Source organism: Cellvibrio sp. (genome assembly GCF_039207905.1).
Lineage (GTDB): Bacteria > Pseudomonadota > Gammaproteobacteria > Pseudomonadales > Cellvibrionaceae > Cellvibrio.
The window spans coordinates 44,778-68,602 of the sequence record NZ_JBCECX010000007.1; the positions used below are offsets into that span (position 1 = coordinate 44,778).

A 23,825-nucleotide genomic window follows, 5' to 3' on the forward strand; every position below is an offset into this window, starting at 1 on the left:
GATGCGGCTATGACACTCACCAATCAATATCCCAGCTTGAAATATAAAATCGTGTTGATTACCGGCGGCGCTTCCGGCATAGGTGCCAATCTGGTGGAAGCGTTTTGTTTGCAGGGCGCACAAGTGTGTTTTATCGATATCCGCGATGACGATGCACAAAAACTGGTTGAGCAATTAAGTCATCGCGCTGACACCACACCACCGCGCTATTATCGCTGCAACTTATTAAATATTCCCAAATTGCAGGCGACCATAAAACAGATTTACAACGATGTCGGACCCATCAATGTGTTAGTAAACAACGCAGCAAATGACACACGCCACGATTTCCGCGAGGTCACCGTCGATTACTGGAACGAACGGCTCGCGGTAAATTTACGGCACCACTTTTTTGCGGCGCAAGCAGTTTATCAACACATGCTTGAACTAGGCGGTGGCTCCATTATTAATCTCGGCTCCATGAGTTGGTATGCAACCCAAGGTGGCATGCCGGGTTACACCAGCTCTAAAGCGGCGATAGAAGGAATGACGCGCGGACTCGCACGCGATATGGGCAGTGACAATATTCGCGTAAACACTCTCGTGCCCGGCTGGGTGATGACAGATCGCCAGATGGCAATGCTCACCAAAGATAAAGCGGCAAAAAGTATTTTAGATAATCAATGTTTAAAAAAATCAGTGATGCCGGAAGACATCAGTGCGATGGCTTTATTTTTGGCATCGGATGATAGCCGTTTATGTACCGCCCAACACTTTATTGTGGATGGTGGATGGATATAAATCCCGAGCAAAGACTTGGGCGTATTACAGCAATATAAATAATTTAATTACACGAGGACATAATATGAAAACTATCTTCAAGACCCTGACACTAGCCGCCGCCATCGGCCTCAGCGCAACCGCCAATGCATTGACCGTTGGTTTTGCACAGGTCGGTTCCGAATCCGGTTGGCGCACCAGCTTTTCTGAATCGGTGAAAGCGGAAGCGGAGAAGCGCGGCATCACGCTGAAATTTTCCGATGCACAACAAAAACAAGAGAACCAAATTAAAGCAGTACGCAGTTTTATTGCGCAGCGTGTTGATGCCATTTTGATTGCACCAGTAGTTGAAACCGGTTGGCAGCCAGTGTTGATGGAAGCAAAACGCGCGCGCATTCCGGTAGTGATTTTGGATCGCAATGTTTCTGTTACCGATCAATCACTTTATCTCACTCGTATCGCACCAGACTTTGAAGTAGAAGGTCAGCGCGCAGCTACATGGCTTACCGATAAAACCCAGGGCAAGTGCAACATTCTCGAACTGCAAGGTACTGTAGGTTCAAGTGCAGCCATCGGTCGCATGAAAGGTTTTAACGATACCATCGCTAAATTTCCTGAAACCAAAATCGTGCGTAGCCAAACCGCTGAATTTACCCGTGCCAAAGGTAAAGAGGTGATGGAAACCATGTTGAAAGCGCAAGGTGGTGGCAAAGGCGTATGCGCAATTTGGGCGCACAACGATGAAATGGCATTGGGTGCAATTCAGGCAGTGCGTGAAGCCGGTTTGCAACCAGGTAAAGATATTTTGATTGTGTCGGTAGATGCGGTAGACGATGCGCTGAAATCTATTGTGGCGGGTGATATTAATGTGTCGGTTGAGTTGAGTCCGCATCTCGGCGGCCCGGCGTTTGATGTGATCAATGAATATCGCAATGGTAAAAAAGAATTTGATAAATGGATTCGCATGGGCGGCGCTGTGTATACGCAAGAAAATGCGGCTGCTGAATTGGCGAAGCGTGGGGCGAAATAATTTCTGAGCAGGAGCACTAACGAATAGAGTTGGACGACACGCCGTAAATACGTCCATGTAGGCTCGACTTCGGCCGTCTCTTTGCGCTCCCGGCGCGACGAGACACTTCCCACATCCATGTGGGTCGTCCATGCCTCAGACGGTCGACCAACGCTATTCGCTAGCACTCTGAAAGTATGTGCTATTCCCTAAAAACAAAAGCGATTTAACAAATGAACACGACTCCAGTTTTACAGCTCAAGGGAATTCATAAAATATTTCCCAGCGTCCACGCTCTGAAAGGTGTGAATCTCTGTTTGCGCGCGGGTGAAATCCACGCGTTGCTCGGTGAAAATGGCGCGGGTAAATCTACCCTTATCAAAGTGATGACCGGTGTTTACCAGCGCGACGGCGGCGATATTTTATTGGATGGAAAACCAATTTTTCCCAACAACACTGGCGATGCGCAAGCGCTTGGCATTAGCACTGTGTATCAGGAAGTGAATTTGCTGCCCAACCTCACGGTTGCGCAAAATATTTATCTCGGCCGTGAGCCACGCCGTTTTGGTTTGATCAATTGGAAAAAAGTAAACCAGGACGCAGCACAACTGCTCAAGGGTTACGATCTTGATATCGATGTCACCCTACCCCTTTCGCATTTCTCCATCGCCGTACAGCAATTGATTGCGATTGCGCGCGGTGTGGATATGTCGGCCAAGGTGTTGATCCTCGATGAACCTACCGCGAGCCTTGATGCAGAAGAAGTTCAATCGCTGTTCCGCATTATGCGCGATTTAAAAGCGCGCGGTATCGGGATCGCGTTTGTGACGCACTTTCTCGATCAGGTTTATGCAGTATGCGACCGCATCACTGTGTTGCGCAGCGCGCAATTGGTCGGTGAATTTGAAACTGCCACCTTGTCGCGCAGTGAATTGATCGGTCATATGCTTGGAAAAGAACTTGCCGCACTGGGCGAACACAAACCGCAAACCAATAGCGAATGCGGCGATGCATTATTGGATATTCAAGGCCTCGCTCGCAAAGCAACCTTATCACCAACCGATATACAGGTGTGCAAAGGTGAAGTGGTTGGACTCGCTGGTTTGTTAGGCTCAGGCCGCACCGAATTGTGCCGCTTGATTTTTGGGGTAGATAAAAAGCACAACGGCTCAGTGACCTTTAATGGCAATACGGTGAATTTCAATTCGCCGCGCGATGCGATTACTGCTGGCATGGGCCTGTGCCCTGAAGACCGTAAACACGACGGCATCCTCGGTCAACTTTCTATTCGTGAAAATATGATTCTCGCTCGCCAGATTAAACAAGGTTGGTGGAAATTTATTTCGCGCAAAGAACAGGAAGCCATCGCCAACCAATACGTTAAAGAATTGAGTATTGCGACTTCGGATATTGAAAAACCGATTGAACAATTAAGTGGCGGCAACCAACAGAAAGTGATTCTGGCGCGCTGGCTTGCGGCAAATCCGTCGCTGTTGATTCTCGATGAACCTACACGCGGAATCGATATCGGTGCCCACGCTGAAATTATCCGTTTGATCCGCAAACTTTGCGATCAGGGTTTGGCGTTAGTAGTAGCGTCGTCGGAGCTGGAAGAGCTAGTGGCATTTAGTAGCAAAGTCATCGTATTGCGTGACCGCAACAAAGTGGCCGAACTTGAAGGTGATGACATTAACCCGCAGCGGATTATGCAAGCGATCGCTGCGAGCTAATGATTATTGTGGGTTAACCGATACCGCAAAAAATTATTGAAGAGAAACTTATGAACCTGAGCCAAAACCAAAACCTGCGCCGCTATTTGTGGCCCTGCGCCGGTTTACTGGTGCTGTTGATTATCAACGCGATAATTGCACCGGAATTTTTTCAGATTGAATTTAAAGATGGCCGCTTCTACGGCAGCCTGATCGATGTATTGAATCGTGCAGCGCCCGTTGCGTTGCTTGCGATTGGTATGGCATTAGTGATTGCAACCGGTGGTGTCGATTTGTCAGTTGGTTCGATCATGGCAATCGCTGGCGCCGCCAGCGCCTATTACATCACCAAGGGTGTTGATAACCTCGCAATTATTATCGGTGCAGGTTTGCTCGCCGGTTTAATCGCCGGAGCCATTAATGGCTTACTCGTGGGGTATATGAGTATCCAGCCGATTGTTGCCACATTAATTTTGATGGTAGCCGGTCGCGGTATTGCGCAGCTGATGAATGAAGGACAAATCGTCACCTTCGATCACGCTGGTTTTTCATTTTTAGGTACTGGCGATTTTCTCGGCCTACCCTTCCCGGTGGTGTTGGTGATCATCACCTTTATCGTAGTGCAATTATTAACGCGCAGAACCGCATTGGGTTTGTACATTGAAGCTGTGGGTGCGAACCCATCAGCGAGTCATTACATGGGCCTGAATGCAAAAGCGATCAAGATGAGCGTGTATTGTGTAGCCGGGCTTTGCGCTGCACTTGCGGGAATGATTGCAGCGGCGGACATCAAAGGTTCTGATGCAAATAACGCCGGTTTGTGGTTAGAGTTGGATGCGATACTCGCGGTAGTGATTGGTGGAGCATCGCTAATGGGCGGACGCTTTTCTATTTTCCTCGCTGTGATTGGGGCGCTGATTATTCAGACTCTTACGGTGACAATTATTCTCAGCGGTATTCCACCGAAATTTAATCTGCTGATCAAAGCTAGCGCGATCATTATCGTGTTGTTAATGCAATCACCGCTGTTCCAAAAACAATTAGGCCAGCTTAACTTCTGGGCGAAGAAGAAGGAGGCCAAACGTGCTTAAGTTGAATCCTAAATTTATTCCACTCGCGGTAACCTGCTGTTTATTCTTTTTATTGTTTGGCGTTGGCGCTATTCAATTTGAAGGATTCGGAACCCCGCGCGTCTTTTTTAATTTGCTCAGCGACAACGCCTTTTTGATTATCGCGGCCGTGGGCATGACCTTTGTGATTTTATCCGGCGGAATCGATTTGTCTGTCGGTGCCGTTATCGCACTCACCGGTGTGGTATGCAGCGTATTGATCAGCAAATACCAATGGCATCCGCTGGTAGTTTTTCCAATCGTATTGATTGGCGGCACCGCATTCGGCGCAATCATGGGCGCGATCATCCACTACTACAAAATGCAGCCGTTCATCGTCACCTTGGCGGGAATGTTTTTTGCGCGCGGTTTGGCAAGTGTGATCAGTGAAGAATCTATTCCCATCGAACACGAATTCTATAACCAGGTTTCTGCATTCGGTTTTGAAGTTTTTGGTGATGCCTGGATCGGCAGCTCCACGATTATTTGCTTGCTGGTATTAGTGGCCGCCATTATTATCGCCCACTACACCCGCTTCGGTGGCCGCGTATACGCCGTCGGTGGCGATGCCAACTCCGCTGCGCTCATGGGCATTCCACTTGCACACACCACCATCCGCATTTATGCAATCAGCGCGTTTCTCGCCACTCTCGCCGGTATCGTCTATTCCTTCTACACCTTCTCCGGCTACTCCCTCGCTGCCGTCGGTGTCGAGCTGGATGCAATCGCCGCAGTGGTTATCGGCGGAACACTATTAACCGGTGGTTACGGCTATATGTTCGGCACTTTGATGGGCGTGCTCATCATGGGTGTAGTACAAACCTACATCTCTTTCGACGGAACTCTAAGCAGTTGGTGGACCAAGATTGTGATTGGTGGATTACTGTTTTGTTTTATTGCGTTGCAGCAACTGTTGGTTCGAACTAAACCGCGATAGCCACAACGGAATACCATCAAAATAAAAAAGCCCGAGGTGACGCCTTGGGCTTTTTTAAATTCATAATTAATCTACGAATTAGAAAGATTCAACCAGACTCTCCAAATAACGGATTCTAGCCCTGGTTGTTTGTGCAATGCATGCTGTTAGCTGTCTATTCTCGGTTAATTTACCGCAGGATTTTCCACGTTCTCCAATCCATCTTATTTGGCTCTTCTTTACAAAAGCTGAAACACTATTAATCGATATTGCCTTTTTATATGCATTCCTTAATTCGACATCATAAATAGACAAACCCTCGCTGCTGCAAATCGTTTTTTCAATTATGTTCAAATTACCATTGCACGAATAGCTAGGACTAATCTTTGAATTTAGTTGCATATTTTTTAGCAAGCCCGACAAACCCATGCCTTTTTCAGCTTGGGTAAAGCGCGGGTTTTTTTGCAAGTAATACTGTAGATCGTTTTTTTCCGAATCAATAATTGCAGGATTTGCTCCTGCTTTAATCAAATAATTTATTAAATGTAAGGAACCATTTTCAACAGCATAAGTAAGCGCGCTACGATTTACCCGTGAAGGCCCATTCCAACAAGGGTCATCTTCGTTAACTGTTACACGTTCAAGAGACCACCCTTGGTCAACTAAATACTTTACTGCATCATAATTATTCATATGAGCAGCGACCATCAATAAATCCTTGTCATATTGAGTGAGAAAATTTTCAGCCTTTTTTCGCTGGGGCAAAGTTTCAATAAGCCATGAATTATCAACTATTAAAGAAAACGCTGGAAATATTATTTTTTGTTCATCATCGCTAATCTCTTGCACAAACAACGCCCAATTAGTGAAAGAACCATCAACCAATTGTTGGTATCGAGAAAAATCAACTCCAGTATTTTCAAACGATGCCAAGGAGTAATACCGAATATTCATTTCCTGCAAGATTGATGCAGCAAGATTATTTGCCATGTCTATTGCATAAGAAAACTTTGATTGTAAATACTGCGACAACTCTAGCTGGGCATCTATTCTCAAATTTTCAAGAACATCTCGCTCCCTGTAGCTCCACATATCTCCGTAACGCCATTGATCAAAATGCTCTTGCAGCAATTTTTTAGAGGGAGCATATCGTTCTTGCTCAAACTTCAAACTCCAGGGCCTATATATCGCTTGGGAAACAAAAAGCCGACCGTTCCTTGCTGCACCAACCTCTGGATGAGAAGTGCCGCAATGACCAGGGGACAGCATGATTCTTTCCATTGACTTAACATAAGCAGAGAAAAAGGGTAATGATGAAGAATTCTCAATTTTAGTCACATCAAAACTATCAAAAATTTTTATTGCGCAAACTTTTGTTGAACCACCTGCACTATCTACCGAAAAAACATTCCTGAGCCCGTTATTTTCATCAAAATTAGAGCCGCTTTCCGTTAGGAACCAATTTCCTTTATATTCAAATGGAATTTCCTGGATCCAAGCAAAACCGCCAGCAGCGGGATAAAAAGGCTTTATCGCTCCCGCCTCTCCTCCAGTTTCTAGTTGACGAACCAAATCAGGTAGATCTCCATGCGAAACCAAATAGCCAGAGTAAATATCACCCCGCCAACTATGCATACGCTTATGATATGCAAGAATCAGCTGTTTCCCATCAATCGCTATATTTGCCATCTGCAGCACACCGGCATCCTGCTCCAACGGAGTGATCGTAAACTCAGGCACTTTTATCTCTTCAGACACAAGCTCGGTTACTACGGTCTGATTGGAGCGAAAGGCTTTACGATAATGATCCAAGGCTAAACCGCATAATGACTCGCTATCACCTTCAATTATGTAGGGCTCGAAAGCATTGGCTACCGTCCCCACAGGAAAACCAATAACGAAGGATACAAACATTGCGTTTAGTAGTAATCTGAGCTGAAGTTGATAATTCACAAAAAAAATCACGTGACGTCCTCTTGTCATTAAGTAGCAATTCAAACTAGCAGTTAGAAGTATATAAACTATTATTTAAAAAACTATAACCATAGCAGTAAGGAACACCGATGTATAAGTTATTCTACTACCCCCCGCAATGCCAGCTGGGCGCCGCATATGTTGTTGGCGGAAATGGGATTGGATTATGAGTTAATTTTAGTTGATAGAAAAACCGAAGCGCAGAAGAATCCAGAGTATTTAAAACTTAATCCCACCGGCAGAATTCCTACATTGGTTTTTGATGACCAGCCTATTTATGAAAGCGCGGCTATCTGTTTATTTCTTTGCGAACAGCATCCCGATAAAAAGCTCATTCCCGAACAAGAGACTATCAAGCGGGCAAAGTTTTATCAGTGGTTATTTTATTTGAATGCCTCTTTGCAGCCGGAATTAATGGTTTATTTTTATCCGCAAAAACACACCACCGCAACTTCTAACCATGAAGATATAAAACAAGCGCAAGAACAGCGAGTGATAGATATGCTGACGTTAATCGATCAGGAACTGGAGGGTAAAGAGTTCCTTCTGGGTGACAAGCCAAGTGCATGTGATTTTATCTTATTTATGCTACTGCACTGGAGCAGCGGCCTGAAAAAGCCGCCATTGTCTTTCCCCAATCTGGGGCGCTATTTGCAGGTGATGGCCAAACGGAAATCGATTGTGGATGTATGTAAAATTGAAGGTACTAGCCTTGATATTTATACGTAAACCTCACCTATTAAATAACTTCTGTTTAAACTAATCACTCCCACTTTCCACCAAGTCTAAAAGCGACAGATGCAGAGCCATTAACTGTGGGCTATGATGCAGCTAAATCATTTTTATTTGGCATAGTTATCCACTTCATTTATAGCATCCAGTACTAATAATAAAAACTGTAGCCAATTTCTGGTATTACAGAGTTAAGTCCCGGGATTACCCAAGGAGTCATCTGTGTGAAAAAATTGATCCGCTCTGTTTTGGCGCACAACTATCATTGGCTGACAATGGTGATGGCTCTGCTGTTGGCGGCAATATCGCAAATGGCGATTGCCAGTGCCACTATCGTTGCAGCGGTAGATGAAGACATCATTACCGACTATCAATTGTTTGTAGGTGAACGTGATCCATTATTGATCAATTATTTTGGCGGCCCGGGTGCGCGGCGCGATGTAATTGAAATAGTGTTGCTGCAACAGGCATTGGATTTAGGCGGTTTCAAAGGAAAGGTAACGCTGCGGCCGGAAAACAGTTATCTGCGAATTTTGAAATTAGTCGCAGATGGTCAAGTAGCATTATCCGGCGCACTTATGTGGAGGGAAGATATAAAGCCCTACACCACTCATTTATTTAAAACCAAAGCGATAGTGAAAGAAGGTGAATTTATTGCCGGGCTTTATACTCGCGCAGATAACCAACGCGCGTTAACTGCAAACACCTTGGAAAAAGTTCAACACCTGAGCGCTGCATCCAATGCTCACTGGAATGCTGATGTGAAAACGCTCACTGCGCTGGGAGTTAAAAAAGTCCAATTCTCAACTTACTGGGTGCAAATTGCCCGGATGGTTGCAGCCAAGCGAGCTGACTTTACCCTCGCGCCATTTCAAGTAAATCCCGAAATGAAAGTTGTTGTGGGTAATCTGGAGTTGGTTCCGATTCCTGGAATTAAAGTCGCATTACCTGGAAGCCGCCACTGGCCAGTGAGCAAAAATCATCCGCAAGGAGAAGAAGTTTTTAATGCACTGATAAAAGGGATTGAATTGTTAGAGCAGAAAAAAATTATCCAGCGCGCTTATGAAGAGTGCGGATTTTTTCATCCGCAAGTGAAGAATTGGGTTTTACTTAACCCGCCTGCGCCATAATATTGATAACAAAGCTACAACAAATATTTCCTCGCCCCGAGCAATGTCAGAAGACGAGAAAATAAAGTCGCAGAGTTAAACGGATTATATTAATTGCGGAGCCAAGCCAGTACTTTCCCGCACAATTAAACTATGCGGCAAAATGCGCTTGACGGGTGTCATAGGCTCACCATTCAATTGCGGCAATAATAATTCCATGCAGGTAATCCCAATCTCTGTCATAGGCTGCGCAATGGTCGTAAGCCCCGGGCTGCAATATTCAGCGTAGCGAATATTATCAAAACCCATCACCGAAAAATCATCCGGAATTTTAAAGCCCATATGATGCAGTGTAGACATGCAACTCATTGCCATTTCATCACTGAATGCAAAAATAGCAGTGGGGCGATTAGTCAGATTCGCCAACTTTCGTGTTGCTTCTGCCGCACCTGAAAGTGCGTAATCACCAATCTGGATTAATTGTTCGTCAAAAGAAATTCCCGCACTTTCCAACGCTTTTTTATAGCCATTCAAACGCGCAATCGTACTCGGCGATGTCATATTGCCTGCAATCACACCGATGCGTTTATGCCCAAGACTGAGCAAATAATTAACCGCATCTTCTGCCGCAGCAGTGTTGTCGATATTCACGCTGGGGATGCCATCTACATCCACCGGTTCACAGGCATTTACTATTGGCGGCAATTGCTCAGCCAAAGTGCGCTCGGGGTCAATGTCAAACGGTAAACGCGAGCAAAATAATAAAATCCCGTCCGCTTGGCGCGAGCGCACCATATTGGCAAAGGAACGCTCACGGCTCTCCATCTCCTGGGTATCTCCAAGAAGAAGTGAATAGCCATTTTGCAATGCGATACTTTCAATCGCGCGGATTACCGGATAATTAAACACGCTAATCGCATCGGGGATTATCGCAACCAGGTTATAAGTCTTGGACATGCGCAGGCTGACGCCGAGACTATTGGGGGTATAACCAGTGCGCTTAACGACCTCCAGTACGCGAGTGCGTTTATCTTCAGTCACCAGATCCGGATTGCGCAGCACGCGCGAAACTGTAGCGGGGGAAACTTTCGCCTCTTTGGCGATATCTTTGATTCCTATCATGTCGATGGCCTATTTTTTGTTGTTATGGATTTGTCGTCGTGTCTGACAGGCTAAGGCTAGCACTTTTTAGCGATTAGTAAAAAGGAAGGTGGGCACAAAGACATACAGCCGATCCCCGCAAATAAAAAAGGAGCAGTGTGATACCACAGCAATACAGGAAAGACACATTCCCGGACGGCTATTCACAACTGCCCCAAGCAAGGGAGAGACTACGGTTTAACACTAACTCATGACAAAACAATCAATTACTTGGCGATCAGGCTAATGGCAGCGCCACCTCCAGGAGCCAACTGCAGTGAAATTTCATCGCCACGGGAGACATCCATTTCCCTGATTTCATAACTACCTGGATTCTTTGCGTAGTGCGCAGTTTTTCCATCCTGATAAATGCGGGCAACATATTTTTTACCGGCATCAAGGAAATCCATTTTGAGTTTCAAACCGCGCGCGTTTTCATTGGTCAGTGCGCCAACAAACCAGTTGTCACTCGCACGTGCTTTGCGGGCAATCGCCACATATTCGCCAATTTCACCACCGAGGGCTTTGGTAGTTTCCCAATCAACCGCAACATCTTTAATAAAACGGAATGCATCGGGATGTTGCTCATAATGCTCGGGTAAATCGGAAGCCATTTGCACCGGAGAATAAACCACCACATACAAAGCCAATTGTTTTGCGAGCGTGGTATTTACCTGATTGTTGGGACGCGATGGCAAAGTCAGCTCAAATGCACCGGGCGTGAAATCCATTGGGCCAGACAGCATGCGAGTGAACGGAATAATTGCGGTGTGATTGGGCGGATTACCACCATCGGCCGACCAGGCATCGTATTCCTGACCGCGCGCTACTTCGCGCGAAATAATATTGGGATAGGTGCGGCGCTCACCGGTATCTTTTACCGTTTCATGTGCAACCACTGCGATTTTATGTTTGGCTGCAACATCGATAACACGCTGCGCATGGTTCACATAAAATTGACCGTGGTGATATAAACCATTGACCAATTCCTCACCGGTTTCAACGTAACCGGTCTTGACAGCCTTCATGCCGTAACGCTCAAGAAAATCGAATGCGTCATCCAGTTGGCTTTCATAATTTTCAATCGCTGCGCCAGTTTCATGATGACCAATAATGTAAACGCCTTTTTGTTTCGCATAGCGGCTTAACTCCTCTACATCGAAATCCGGTGTAGGTGTATAAAAATTAAAAGCGTTGCCACCACCGGGTAGCCACCATTCTCCATCCCAGCCTTTATTCCAGCCTTCAACCAATACGCCAGCGAAACCATGTTTTGCTGCAAAGTCGATATATTTTTTGGTGTTGGCAGTTGTTGCACCGTGAGTAGGGCCGGATTTCCAACTGGTTTTTTCCAAATGCAATTCCCACCAGATACCGACATATTTCGCCGGTTTGATCCAGGAGACATCGCCCAATTTATTCGGCTCGTTTAAATTCAAGGTGAGGTAATTGGTGATCAAATCGGTAGCGGAATCCTCCACTTGCAAAGTGCGCCAAGGCGTTACCGCGGGAGCCTGAAGTTTTACGGCGGTGGGCACATTTTTGGAAATAGGAACGAGGGTCGCACTGATTTTTCCGCCCTCGGCGCCAGTTACATTCATAGTGGAATAATTATGCAGCGCAGCTTCATGCAGGGCGATGTATGTTCCCGCTGCGGTTTTCAGCGTTACCGGTGTATGCACCAAACCCATTTTGCTTATCGGTGTTTGGCGATAGAGATATTCGTATTGGTTGCCCGCTTGCCCTGGCGTCCACCAGGCGGTGTGATCGGCAGCCATATTGAATTCCGTCAACTCACGGACAATGTCAATTGACGATAGCGATGCTTGCTCGGGAAATTCATAACGAAAACCAATTCCGTCATCGTACACGCGGAACACCACATCAAGTTTGCGCTTTGCGCCGCTAGCTTCACGCAATGCAATACGCAGTTGATTGTAATGATTGCGGATAAAACGCTCTTCACCCCAAGGCTGCTCCCATGTCTGGTCAAAGCGGCTGGTTTTAGCGGACACCAATTTAAATCCATTCGCCAATGCCGGCTGGTTTTTTAATTCAAAACCCAAGCGCGAGTTGGCAACCAAATCCTTACCCTTATAGGAAACGCTAGATCTGGGTTCACCTGCAGGTTACAAATAAACCTTAACCCCAAGGGTGTTAGTTGGTGAGGAAAGGCTGGCAGCCGGTGTCTGGGCGGTTGCAGCGGTAGAAACCCACGAGGCGATAAGAACCATAAGTATTTTTTTCATTGCTTTTAGTCTTGATGATGAAATTGTTGTTGTGACAACAGGAACATTGGCATCGTCATTATTAATTGTGCTGCCTGTTCACTACGCCATAAACCTGATACTGGTCGCTCACAAATCCTATGTCGTAACTCTACGTCGTAATCCTATGTCGTAAATATGCAGTATCAATGTGCGTTTATTCCTGCAGATAACAATCAATTTAATAGCAGGATTTACTAGCTGTCTAGCGCTAAAACCTTGTTTTTAAAAAAGAAATCGTTTTCAAATTTCTGAAAACGATTTCAGAAATAAAAGTGCAAATGCAGCAGTGCCACGCACTTTTAGCCACACCCAAAAACGCTAGCGTGAACGCCATCCACAAATTAAAAAATGGCAACGTTTTCAAAAAAAAGAAATCGATTTCAGCTTTTGATTGTGTAGTTTTTCATCTAGACACGGACCTTTTTCTATCATTAAGATAATTTCAGTCCGGGATAAATTTTTTAATCCAGGATCATAAAAATAAAAATTGTCTTTGTTAAAAATAATGCAGTAGATCCACCGATTTGCGTTTGGCACATAAACGTACACTTCCAGTTTTATAACAATAATTTTGTACTGACTCGCTGTAGATAAATCGTTCGCACAGATTCATTGGCGTAACTCCATTGTGATAGACCAAAGCGGCTAATCACTATGCGCTTACATGAAATCATGTATTTAAAAAGGCATTTAATAACAATGAGGAAATCCACTATGAAAAACATCAACCCAAATCGGCTCTGCAGCCTTCTGAAACAGGGGGCGATCATTAGCATGATCAGCCTGCCCTGCTTGCTCGCTACCAGCGTGCATGCACAAACCAATCTCGCCCAAGGTAAAACCGCTACTGTCTCCAGCAGCGTTGATGTCTACGGTGCAGGTAATACTATCGATGGCAATCAAGGCACCTATTGGGAAAGTAATAACAATGCATTCCCGCAAACACTCACCGTCGATTTAGGTAGTGCCTATAACGTTAATCAGGTGCGTTTGAAATTGCCGTCAAACTGGGGCGCACGCACACAAAATATTGCAGTCTCCGGCAGCGTAAATGGCTCGAGTTATTCCACACTGGTGAACGCCGCCAATTACAATTTCGTACCCGGCAGTAGCAATATCGTCAACATCAATGTACCCAGCAGCAGTGCGCGCTATGTGCGCTTGAATGTCACCAGCAACACCGGCTGGCCTGCAGCACAAATTTCTGAACTGGAAGTCTATGGCGATAACCAAACGCCACCGCGCGATGCATTCGCACAAATCAAAGCAACTTCTTACAACACCATGAGCGGGATACAAACCGAAACCACAACCGATAGCGGTGGTGGCAGCAATATCGGTTGGATTGAAGATGGCGATTGGGTTGCATTTAACAATGTGAATTTTGGTACCGGCGCAACCAAAGTGAATGCACGTGTCGCAACAGATACGGCAGGCGGTACGATTGAAATGCGTTTGGGAGGAATCAGTGGCTCACTGATTGGCACCATCGCGATAACCAATACCGGCGGCTGGCAAAGCTGGACAACCAAAACTGCCAATGTATCTGTGACTGGCACACACAATTTGTATCTGGTTTTCAAAGGTAATGCCGCCGGTGGTTTATTCAATGTGAACTGGTTGCAATTCAATAACGACACCACACCGGGTTTACCGGCCGTGCCGCAAAATCTTTTATCAACCGGTAAAACCACATCAAGTGTTTCGTTGTCATGGACAGCAGCGAGTGGTGCTAATGGTTATGAAATTTTACGCAATGGCAATTTAGTCACTACCACAACCAGCACCACCTATACCGATAGTGGCCTGAGTGCATCCACCACCTATTCCTACACCGTGCGAGCCTTTAATGCGGCGGGTAGCTCGGCGCAAAGTAACAGCGTAAGTGTGACTACTGATAGCAACAACCAAAATCCATTAGTGGTAAAAGTGTCTGGTGGCAAACCGGTTACGGCGAGCACATCACTCGGTCACACACCACCTGGCAATGCTGTTGATAATAATCAGGCAACTTATTGGGAAAGTAATAACAACGCCTTCCCGCAAACACTCACCATCGATTTGGGCAGCACCCATCGCGTGAGCAAAGTGGTTTTAAAATTACCGAATGACACTGCGTGGGCAACACGCACACAAACTTTGTCGGTGTTAGGTAGCAGCAATGGCACTGCATTTACTAATCTGGTGAATTCAAATGGTTACGTATTCAATCCAGCATCCGCCAATACCGTCACCATTAATTTCACTGAAACAGCAACGCGTTATGTGCGCATCAACGTGACTGGCAACACCGGTTGGTCTGCAGCGCAACTATCTGAATTTGAAGTGCATGGTTATCCTGATCCGGTGCCACCATCAACGCCGCAAAATTTACGTGTAACCGGCACATCAGCATCCTCCGTTTTCCTCGCGTGGAATGCAGCATCCGGTGCAACCAGTTATCGCATTATGCGCGGCACTACTCTGGCAGGAACCGTTTCAGGCACCACTTATGAAGATACGGGTTTAACACCGGTTACCAATTACAACTACACCGTAGTTGCAGTGAACCAATACGGTAATTCCACTGCGAGCAATCAAGTAACCGCAACCACAACCGAAGAAGGTAACGGCGGTGGCGACGGTGAACCCTGGGAGCCAAACGGCACTCACGGTGCGCAAGTTCCTTACAAACGTTATGACACCGAACACGCAACCTATGGTGGCGGTGCGCAACTCAAAACTGCGCCCACTTTTATCCAGACACTGACTGCGGCAGAAGCATCGGGCCAAGCGTATATCGCGCTACCATCCAACGGTTCTTATGCGCAATGGACAGTACGTCCCGGTGAAGGTGGTGCAGGTGTAACCATGCGTTTCACTATGCCGGATTCAAGCAATGGTATGGGTCTGAATGGTTCACTGGATGTGTTGGTGAATGGCGTAAAAGCACAAACAATTTCGCTCACGTCTTACTACAACTACCAATATTTCAACGCAGGTAGCGGCCACCCTGCCGATGCGCCCGGCGGCGGAAATCCACTGTTCCGTTTTGATGAAGTGCATTGGAAGTTGAGCACCGCATTGCAGCCAGGCGATGTTATTCGCATCGTCAAAGCTAACGGCGATAATTTGGAATACGGTGTGGACTTCCTTGAAATTGAATCAGTGCCAGCTGTTATTGCACGTCCTGCCAACTCAGTTTCCGTTACTGATTTTGGTGCGATTGCCAACGATGGCAATGATGACCTTGCTGCATTTAATGCCGCTGTCACTGCTGCAGTAACCAACAACCAAACCCTCTACATCCCCTCTGGTACTTTCCACTTGAGCAATATGTGGGTGATAGGTTCAGTGGCCAATAAAATTAATAACATAACTATTCGCGGCGCCGGTATGTGGCATACCAATATCCAATTCACCAATCCCAATGTTGCTGGCGGAGGAATTTCTTTCCGTGTTGCGGGACAATTGGATTTCGGTCATCTGTATATGAATTCCATGTTGCGTTCGCGCTATCACGAAGGTGCAATCTATAAAGGCTTTATGGATAACTTTGGTAAAAACTCCAAAGTGCACAACGTGTGGGTAGAACATTTTGAATGCGGATTCTGGGTGGGCGATTACGCACACACGCCAGCGATTATTGCCGATGGTTTGATTATCGAAAATAGCCGCATCAGAAACAACCTGGCCGACGGTGTTAACTTCGCGCAGGGAACCAGTAATTCAACCGTGCGTAACAGCAGCATCCGCAATAACGGTGATGATGGCCTTGCGGTGTGGACAAGCAACGTTAATGCAGCGCCAGCTGGTGTTAACAATGTGTTCACTTACAACACCATTGAATTTAACTGGCGCGCGGCGGGTATTGCGTTCTTCGGTGGTAGCGGCCACAAAGCCTCTTACAATTTAATTGTGGATGGCATCGGCAGCTCCGGCTTCCGTATGAACACGGTATTCCCCGGTTATCACTTCCAAAACAATACCGGAATTGAATTTACCAACAGCACCATCATCAGAAGCGGAACCAGTCTGGATACCTGGGGCGGTGAGCGCGGTGCAATTGATTTGGAAGCATCGAGCGATCCGATTCGTAACGTCACTATTTCCAATATTGATATTTACGATACCCAACGCAGTGCAGTGCAAATGGGTTACAGCGGCGGCTTCCAAAATGTGGTGTTTAACAACATCAAAATTAATGGCACAGGTAAAGATGGGGTAACTACATCGCGTTTCGCAGGCCCGCATTTGGGTGCAGCAATTTACACCTATACCAATAACGGCACTGCAACCTTTAACGGTTTGACGACCAGCAACGTCGCCAACCCGAATACTAACTTTGTCCAAACTGGATTTAATTTAATTATCAATAATTAATTTTCGGTGCACAAAAAAGGAGGAGCCACATGGCTCCTCTTTTTATCGCGGTTAATTTCCCATAAACCAACGTTTTTCATAATCCAACATTTTTCAATCTGATTTCTATCCAATTTAAATTTACCCAACATTTAACACCATCTTAAAGACACGCCAGTTCCTATAACAATAATTTGTCAATCAACCCACATGCGCCTAAAGCGCAAGGACCACTATTATGAAAATTATCAATACCAACAGGCTTCATAGCCTAATGAAACAGGGAGCGATCATCAGCATGATCGGCCTGCCCTGCATGCTCGCACTTCACGTGCAAGCACAAACTAATTTGGCGCAAGGAAAACCCGTCAGCGCTAGCAGCTTTGTCGATGTTTATAATGCTGGCAATACTATTGATGGCAATCAAGGCAGCTACTGGGAAAGTCAGAACAATGCCTTTCCCCAATCACTCACCGTGGATTTAGGCAGCGCGCGTAATGTTAATCGTGTGGTATTAAAACTGCCCGGCAATTGGGGCACTCGCACACAAAATATTTCTGTCGCTGGTAGCACTAATGGTTCAACCTATTCCACCCTGGTAAACAGTACCGGCTACACGTTTAATCCTGCCAGCAGCAATAATGTCACCATTAATTTGCCCAGCACTAATACGCGCTATTTACGCTTAAATGTCACCAGCAACAACGGCTGGCCTGCAGCGCAAATTTCCGAGTTGGAAGTTTATGGCGATAATAATCCTGCGCTGCCTGCTGTACCGCAAAATCTTTCATCAACTGGCAAAACCAGCTCCAGTATTTCACTCACCTGGACGGCAGCAGCCGGTGCCGATGGTTATGAAATTTTGCGCAACGGTACTTTCCTCACCACTAGCCTAGGTACAACATTTACCGATAATGGCTTATCGGCAAGCACAGCCTACAGCTACAGCGTGCGTGCATTTAATAGTGCCGGTAGCTCAAGCCCGAGCAATAGCATTAATGTGACCACCGATAGCATTAACCAAAATCCGCAAGTAGTAAAAGTATCCGGAGGTAAGCCAGTCACAGCGAGTTCTGCATTGGGATTTTTACCCGCGACCAATACCGTTGATAACAATGCAGCAACTTATTGGGAGAGCAACAACAATGCGTTTCCGCAAACATTGACGATTGATTTGGGGAGCACCCATCGCGTGAGCAAAGTTGTTTTGAAATTACCCAATGATCCAGCCTGGGCAACACGCACGCAAAATTTATCGGTATTGGGTAGCAGTAACGGCACTGCATTTAATACCTTGGTAAATACAGCGGGATACGTATTTAATCCAGCATCGGCAAATACGGTAACCATTAATTTTGCAGAAACGGCGACGCGTTTTGTGCGTGTGAATATCACGGGCAATACCGGTTGGACTGCAGCGCAGTTGTCGGAATTTGAAGTACATGGATATCCCGACCCAGTGCCGCCAGCTACACCGCAAAATCTTGTGGTTGCCGGTGGAACTTCATCGTCTTTGTATCTCAGTTGGAATGCCACCGACCTCGCGACAGGCTACAAAGTATTGCGCAACAATGTGGTGGTTGCCGATGTCACAACTAACTCGTATCAAGATACAGGTTTAACTGAAAGCACCAGCTACAGTTATACAGTGCGCGCCTATAACAGCTTTGGGAATTCAGCATTAAGCTCTGCAGTTACTGGCACAACACTCGCGAAAAATCAGGACCCGGGTCCGACTGATAAACGCGGTGCCACTATGCCCTACACAATTTATCAAGCGGAAGATGGTGTAATTGGCGGCGGTGCGCAATTAGTGGGGCCAAATCGGATTGTGGGTGATCTTGCGGGTGAAGCTTCTGGCCGTCGCGCAGTAACCTTAAACAGCAATGGCAGCTACGTGGAATTCACCACTAACGAAACCACCAATACTTTGGTCACACGCTTTTCGATTCCAGATGCAGCAGGTGGCGATGGCATTACTGCCACATTGAATATTTATGTGAATGGCCAGTTTGAAAAAGCCATCACACTAAATTCAAAACATGCGTGGATGTATGGCTCAGAAACCCAACCAGGCAATAGTCCGAGTGCAGGACATGCACGGCATATTTACGATGAAGCCAACATCATGTTTGACCGCACTATTCCGATCGGCAGTAAAATTCGTTTGCAAAAAGATGCACAAAACACGTCGCAATACGCCATCGATTTTATTAGCTTGGAACAAGTAACACCTGTTCCCAATCCAAACCCAAGCGCATTTATTACACCGACTGGTTTCACCCACCAGGCAGTGCAAAATGCATTGGACCAAGCACGTATGGGGAATGCACAGGGCGTTTATTTACCTGCGGGGACGTACCAAACGGCGCAAAAATTCCAGATCTATGGCAAGTCAATCAAAGTGATTGGTGCTGGCCCTTGGTATACCCGTTTTGAAACACCGACCAATCAATCCAATACCGACGCAGGATTTTCCGTTAACAGCACAGCAAACGGTACCAGCTTTGCCAACTTCAGTTTCTTTGGCAATTACACCAGCCGTATTGATGGCCCTGGAAAAGTATTTGATTTGAATGGTGTATCCAACGTAACTATCGACAATATCTGGACTGAACACACAGTGTGTATGTTCTGGGGCGCAAGCGTGCACAACATCACCATTAAAAATTCGCGCATGCGCAATTTATTTGCAGATGGTGTTAACTTCACTAACGGCAGCAGCGGCAACCATGTAGTCAACAATGAAGCACGCACTACTGGTGATGACAGTTTTGCATTATTTGCAGCAACCGATAACGGCGGCGGCATTGTGCAAAATAATTTATTTGAAAACCTCACTGCCATGACACCCTGGCGCGCCGCTGGTTTGGCTTCTTATGGTGGGCAAGGCAATACCTTTAAAAATATCCACGTGGAAGATGCCTTGGTATATTCCGGTGTAACCATCAGCTCATTGGATTTTGGTTATCCATTCACAGGCTTCCAGTCGAACCCAACCACTAACTTTGAAGGTATTACCATTCTGCGCTCAGGCGGGACATTCTGGAATAACCAGGTATTCCCCGCGCTGTGGATGTTCTCTGCCTCAAAAAGCTTCCAGGGCATTCGCATTCGCGATCTGGATATTATTGACCCCACTTTCCACGGCATTATGTTTCAAACCAATTATGTCGGCGGGCAGCGGCAAAATATTTTTCAGGACACTATTTTCACTAACGTCACTATTTCCGGCGCCCATCCAAATCCCGCTTACCCGAACCGCTCCGGTTACGGCATTTGGGCAAACCCATTACCAGAAGCAGGCCAGGGTTGCGCCGCAGGACAAGTGGAATTTAATAACCTGACACTGATCAACAACGGCGTGAATATTAAGAATGATTGCCCGAGTGATTTCAGTATTACGGTGAGATAATTAAGTTAACAATAAGAGACAAAAAAACCTGTTGAGTAATCAACAGGTTTTTTTTGTGAGCCAGCTTTTGCAAACAATTCGCCACGATCAAAAACCAGTCACTGCCGAAAACTTATTCCTTAATAAGCCGAGCAGTTATCGCGGATAAATTGATCCTGGCTGGGGAGTTTTTTTACGTAAGCTTCCATCGTCTCTGCATAATCAAGCATCTTCTTCTTTGCACTTTCGTAATCCATTTCTTCAATCAATGGAGAATACTTACGTGGGCGAACGCCCATTCCTTCGGCAACAGAGCGCCAGTTTACGGAATGGAATAATGCATCAATCATATCAGGGAGACCGCCTTGGACTTTATAGTAATCCATAGTCTCCTTCAGGGATGGCGGCAGCTCCATATTTTTGCACCAGCGCCAGAAGGCAGTGTCTTCACGTTCAGTCATGCAATAATGCAGTACGATAAAATCGCGAATTTCTTCGTATTCTACAATCATACGGCGATTGTATTGATTGATTAATGCAGGATCGCAATCTTTGTCAGGGAAGTTGCGCAGCAAATGTACCATTCCCCGTACGGTTAAATGAATGGCTGTTGACTCAAGCGGCTCGATAAAACCGGAAGCCAAGCCAATCGAAATACAATTCTTCTTCCAGATTTCATCGCGCACACCAGTGCGGAATGGGATAACTTTTGGTTCGAGTAAAATTTTACCATCAAGCGTACTTTTCAAAGTATTCAATGCTTCGTCGTCACTGCAATACTGGCTCGCGTAAACATAGCCGGTACCTATACGACGCTGCAAAGGAATACGCCAGATCCAGCCATAATCCGCAGCAGTAGCGCGAGTGAAGGGAACTGTCTCATCTACTTTTTCAATCTGTGTTGCGATTGCGCGATCACAAGGCAAGTAATGGGTCCAGTCGCGATAGGTTGAGCCCAAGGTTTTTTCAATCAACAGTGCGCGAAAGCCGCTGCAATCTACAAAAAAGTCTGCCGCTACCGTTTCGCCAGAAGCTAACACCACGCTGGCAATGGCGCCATCGTCGCGCTGTATCACTTCAACCACTTTACCTTCAGTGCGCACCACACCGCGCGCCTCTGCATACTGGCGCAAATATTCCGCCACCAGTTTTGCATCCAGATGCAATGCGTAACGCGCTTCGCTAACAGGTGAATTTTCCAGAAGTTGTGGTAAATAAAAGCGGCGATGTTTCGCCATAATGTTGCACGGTGAAAAATCCTGCAGACCAAACTTATCCCCCTGGTGTGCACTCTTCAGCCACATTTGAAAGAAAATCTGCTCATTCATTCCTGCGGTAATTGTACCGAAAGGATGAAAATAACTTTCGCCTTTGCGCAGCCAGTTATCAAACTGGATACCCAATTTAAAACTGCCTTGGGTATATTTAACAAAATCCTGTTGATTAATTCCGAGATTAGTAAGCATCTCCAGAAAAGGCGGAATGGTGGATTCGCCTACACCAACAGTGCCAATTTCTGACGATTCAATTAATTCTATTTTGACCGATGAGGGAGAATAGTCAGGCTTTGCCATATGATTAGCCAGCATCGATGCGGCAACCCAACCTGCAGTACCACCCCCAACAATGACGATTTTTTCCAAGGGTTTTATCATATACATGCCCTGCTTTTATTGTTAGAAGGACCTGCTTTTTAGAGGTCCGCTGTGTCTATAAGCAATATTTAATTTAGTTAGCCCAATTTAATTAGCCAAATGTAGTTACGCCATTTCTTCTGCGGCGCAATACTGTGCAATAAAATCAGCGTGATCCGGCGTGTCTGCAACTGCCATGCGCAATGATTCGCGCATCCGCTCCAGATTTTGTGCGAGCATTGTTTCATCCAGCTGATCAACCTGGGCATCGTAGACATCAGGCAGATAATCAAAGCCTTCAAAAATTGCCAGCCAACTGGGGACATGGAACATTTCCCAACGGTAATTCACTACATGACCAGTTGATTTAAACAATTCCATTTTGTGTTGCAGCGAATCGGGAATACTCATCGCGCGGCAATAGCGCCAGAATTCTGAATCATCGCGACCATTTAATTTGTAATGCAGCACAACAAAATCACGTACACGCTCGTATTCCAACACGGTGGTTTCGTTAAACTCACGCGCAATAGTGTCGTTGTATTGGCAGGCTGCCAACAGCGAACGGATTCGTTCAATACCGGTTTGGATCAATGCAATACTGGTGCTTTCCAAGGGCTCTAAAAAGCCGCCAGCTAAACCCAGTGCGATACAATTTTTATTCCACGCCAGTTTGCGCCGCCCGGGTTTAAACATAATTTTGCGCGGTTCATGCAGTGGTTCGCCGGTAATATTATTGAGCAGTATTTCGCGCGCGATTTCGTCACGCATAAACTGACTGGAAAAAACGTGCCCATTACCCACGCGGTGCTGCAGTGGAATTTTCCACTGCCAGCCAGCAGGGCGAGCAGTAACATCGGTGAATGAATTAGGTGGCGCTACCGATTTGCTTTGCACCGCATAAGCGCGATCACACAGCAGCCACTGACTCCAATCTTCATAACCGGTTTGCAGTGCTTGTTCACTCAGGATCGCATTAAAGCCAGAGCAATCAATAAATAAATCCGCCTCACAAGTCAAACCGGAATCGAGTTGTACCGATTCGATATAACCATCGTTATCGCGACGCTTGACGTTAATGATTTTTGCATCGATGCGTTTTACACCGTTATTTTCTGCATGTTTCCGCAGCATCTTGGCAAACAGTGCCGCATCAAAATGCAATGCCCAATCAAATACTGAAAGTGATGAAGGGGGATTTTTTGCAGGGAAAGTAAATTTGCTGTTTTTTGCCAGCATCACACCGAGGGAATAATCACCCAACTCGGCAGCCATATTTTTGCGGCGCATTTTCAACCAGTAGTGATGAAACTCAGTGCCTTTTAACGATTGCCCGTACACACCGAAGGGATGAACAAAACGAGAGCCGGGTTTGTGCCAATCGTGAAACTGAATGCCGAGCTTGCAGGTTCCGCGCGTTGCACGGATTACATCCACATCACTCAGGCCAAGGTTGTAATAGAAATGGCGAATAGCGGGAATAGTTGCTTCACCCACACCGATAGTGCCAATTTCAGAGGATTCGATTAGCGTAATATCAATACGCTCTTTGAAGTGGTGCTTGAGGCTAGCTGCGGCCATCCATCCTGCCGTACCGCCACCGACGATAATCATGCTTTTTACTGCGCGCATATTCATCACATCATTGTTATGTTTTTATCAATGTAACCAGATTCCCTGATTACGCTGGAATTACTCCGGGCAACTGTGCTGCTGCCCGGAGTAATTT

Annotated in this window: 14 protein-coding genes and 1 pseudogene; 9 read left to right on the forward strand and 6 right to left on the reverse strand. The window is 46.1% G+C overall.

Annotated elements, in window-relative coordinates; translation table 11 throughout:
- The first annotated feature begins 9 nt into the window (after positions 1-9).
- The 5 genes from AAGC78_RS05705 (at position 10) to yjfF (ending at position 5,523) form a co-directional block, all read left to right on the forward strand.
- Positions 10-780: an SDR family NAD(P)-dependent oxidoreductase gene (locus tag AAGC78_RS05705; RefSeq protein WP_435783086.1), complete on the forward strand. Its 771-nt coding sequence runs from the start codon at positions 10-12 to the stop codon at positions 778-780.
- A gap of 64 nt (positions 781-844) precedes the next feature.
- Positions 845-1,789: an ABC transporter substrate-binding protein gene (locus AAGC78_RS05710; RefSeq protein WP_435783087.1), complete on the forward strand. Its 945-nt coding sequence runs from the start codon at positions 845-847 to the stop codon at positions 1,787-1,789.
- 212 nt (positions 1,790-2,001) lie between these two features.
- A complete protein-coding gene (locus AAGC78_RS05715) occupies positions 2,002-3,498 on the forward strand; it encodes a sugar ABC transporter ATP-binding protein (protein ID WP_435783088.1) in 1,497 nt (498 codons plus the stop codon).
- A 50-nt stretch (positions 3,499-3,548) separates the two neighbouring features.
- Positions 3,549-4,568, forward strand: coding sequence for an ABC transporter permease (locus tag AAGC78_RS05720; RefSeq protein ID WP_435783089.1), 1,020 nt, complete (start codon positions 3,549-3,551; stop codon positions 4,566-4,568).
- Positions 4,561-5,523: a galactofuranose ABC transporter, permease protein YjfF gene (yjfF, locus tag AAGC78_RS05725; protein WP_435783090.1), complete on the forward strand. Its 963-nt coding sequence runs from the start codon at positions 4,561-4,563 to the stop codon at positions 5,521-5,523. Before AAGC78_RS05720 ends, yjfF begins: the two co-directional genes overlap by 8 nt.
- A gap of 78 nt (positions 5,524-5,601) precedes the next feature.
- Here the strand turns inward: yjfF and AAGC78_RS05730 are convergent, their stop codons facing one another.
- Positions 5,602-7,467, reverse strand: a complete 1,866-nt coding sequence (locus AAGC78_RS05730) for an ankyrin repeat domain-containing protein (RefSeq protein ID WP_435783091.1) — start codon at positions 7,465-7,467, stop codon at positions 5,602-5,604.
- A 147-nt stretch (positions 7,468-7,614) separates the two neighbouring features.
- Between AAGC78_RS05730 and AAGC78_RS05735 the strand changes: the two genes are divergently transcribed.
- Positions 7,615-8,205 carry a glutathione S-transferase family protein gene (locus tag AAGC78_RS05735; RefSeq protein ID WP_435783092.1) on the forward strand — a complete coding sequence of 197 codons (591 nt, stop codon included), beginning with the start codon at positions 7,615-7,617 and terminating at the stop codon, positions 8,203-8,205.
- 227 nt (positions 8,206-8,432) lie between these two features.
- Positions 8,433-9,338: a hypothetical protein gene (locus tag AAGC78_RS05740; protein ID WP_435783093.1), complete on the forward strand. Its 906-nt coding sequence runs from the start codon at positions 8,433-8,435 to the stop codon at positions 9,336-9,338.
- An 84-nt stretch (positions 9,339-9,422) separates the two neighbouring features.
- Here AAGC78_RS05740 and AAGC78_RS05745 read toward each other — a convergent pair whose 3' ends face one another.
- The 3 genes and pseudogenes from AAGC78_RS05745 to AAGC78_RS05755 form a co-directional block, all read right to left on the reverse strand.
- Positions 9,423-10,439: a LacI family DNA-binding transcriptional regulator gene (locus AAGC78_RS05745; RefSeq protein WP_435783094.1), complete on the reverse strand. Its 1,017-nt coding sequence runs from the start codon at positions 10,437-10,439 to the stop codon at positions 9,423-9,425.
- Positions 10,440-10,684: 245 nt separating this feature from the next.
- Entirely contained in the window at positions 10,685-11,917 is a 1,233-nt protein-coding gene (locus AAGC78_RS05750; protein ID WP_435783176.1) for a glycoside hydrolase family 97 catalytic domain-containing protein, read from the reverse strand.
- Positions 11,891-12,568 (reverse strand): annotated as a pseudogene (locus AAGC78_RS05755) (glycoside hydrolase family 97 N-terminal domain-containing protein); the annotation flags it as partial. The gene AAGC78_RS05750 and the pseudogene AAGC78_RS05755, both read right to left, overlap by 27 nt.
- 873 nt (positions 12,569-13,441) lie before the next feature.
- Between AAGC78_RS05755 and AAGC78_RS05760 the strand changes: the two are divergent.
- Both AAGC78_RS05760 and AAGC78_RS05765 read left to right on the forward strand, forming a co-directional pair.
- The gene (locus AAGC78_RS05760; RefSeq protein WP_435783095.1) at positions 13,442-17,089 is read left to right on the forward strand and encodes a discoidin domain-containing protein; all 3,648 of its coding nucleotides are present in this window, start codon (positions 13,442-13,444) and stop codon (positions 17,087-17,089) included.
- Between the two features lie 217 nt (positions 17,090-17,306).
- Positions 17,307-20,483, forward strand: coding sequence for a discoidin domain-containing protein (locus tag AAGC78_RS05765; RefSeq protein WP_435783096.1), 3,177 nt, complete (start codon positions 17,307-17,309; stop codon positions 20,481-20,483).
- Between the two features lie 119 nt (positions 20,484-20,602).
- On the opposite strand, the gene AAGC78_RS05770 is transcribed toward AAGC78_RS05765, so the two are convergent.
- Both AAGC78_RS05770 and AAGC78_RS05775 read right to left on the reverse strand, forming a co-directional pair.
- Positions 20,603-22,117, reverse strand: coding sequence for a tryptophan halogenase family protein (locus AAGC78_RS05770; RefSeq protein WP_435783097.1), 1,515 nt, complete (start codon positions 22,115-22,117; stop codon positions 20,603-20,605).
- A 105-nt stretch (positions 22,118-22,222) separates the two neighbouring features.
- Entirely contained in the window at positions 22,223-23,728 is a 1,506-nt protein-coding gene (locus AAGC78_RS05775; RefSeq protein WP_435783098.1) for a tryptophan halogenase family protein, read from the reverse strand.
- Between the last annotated feature and the right edge of the window lie 97 nt (positions 23,729-23,825).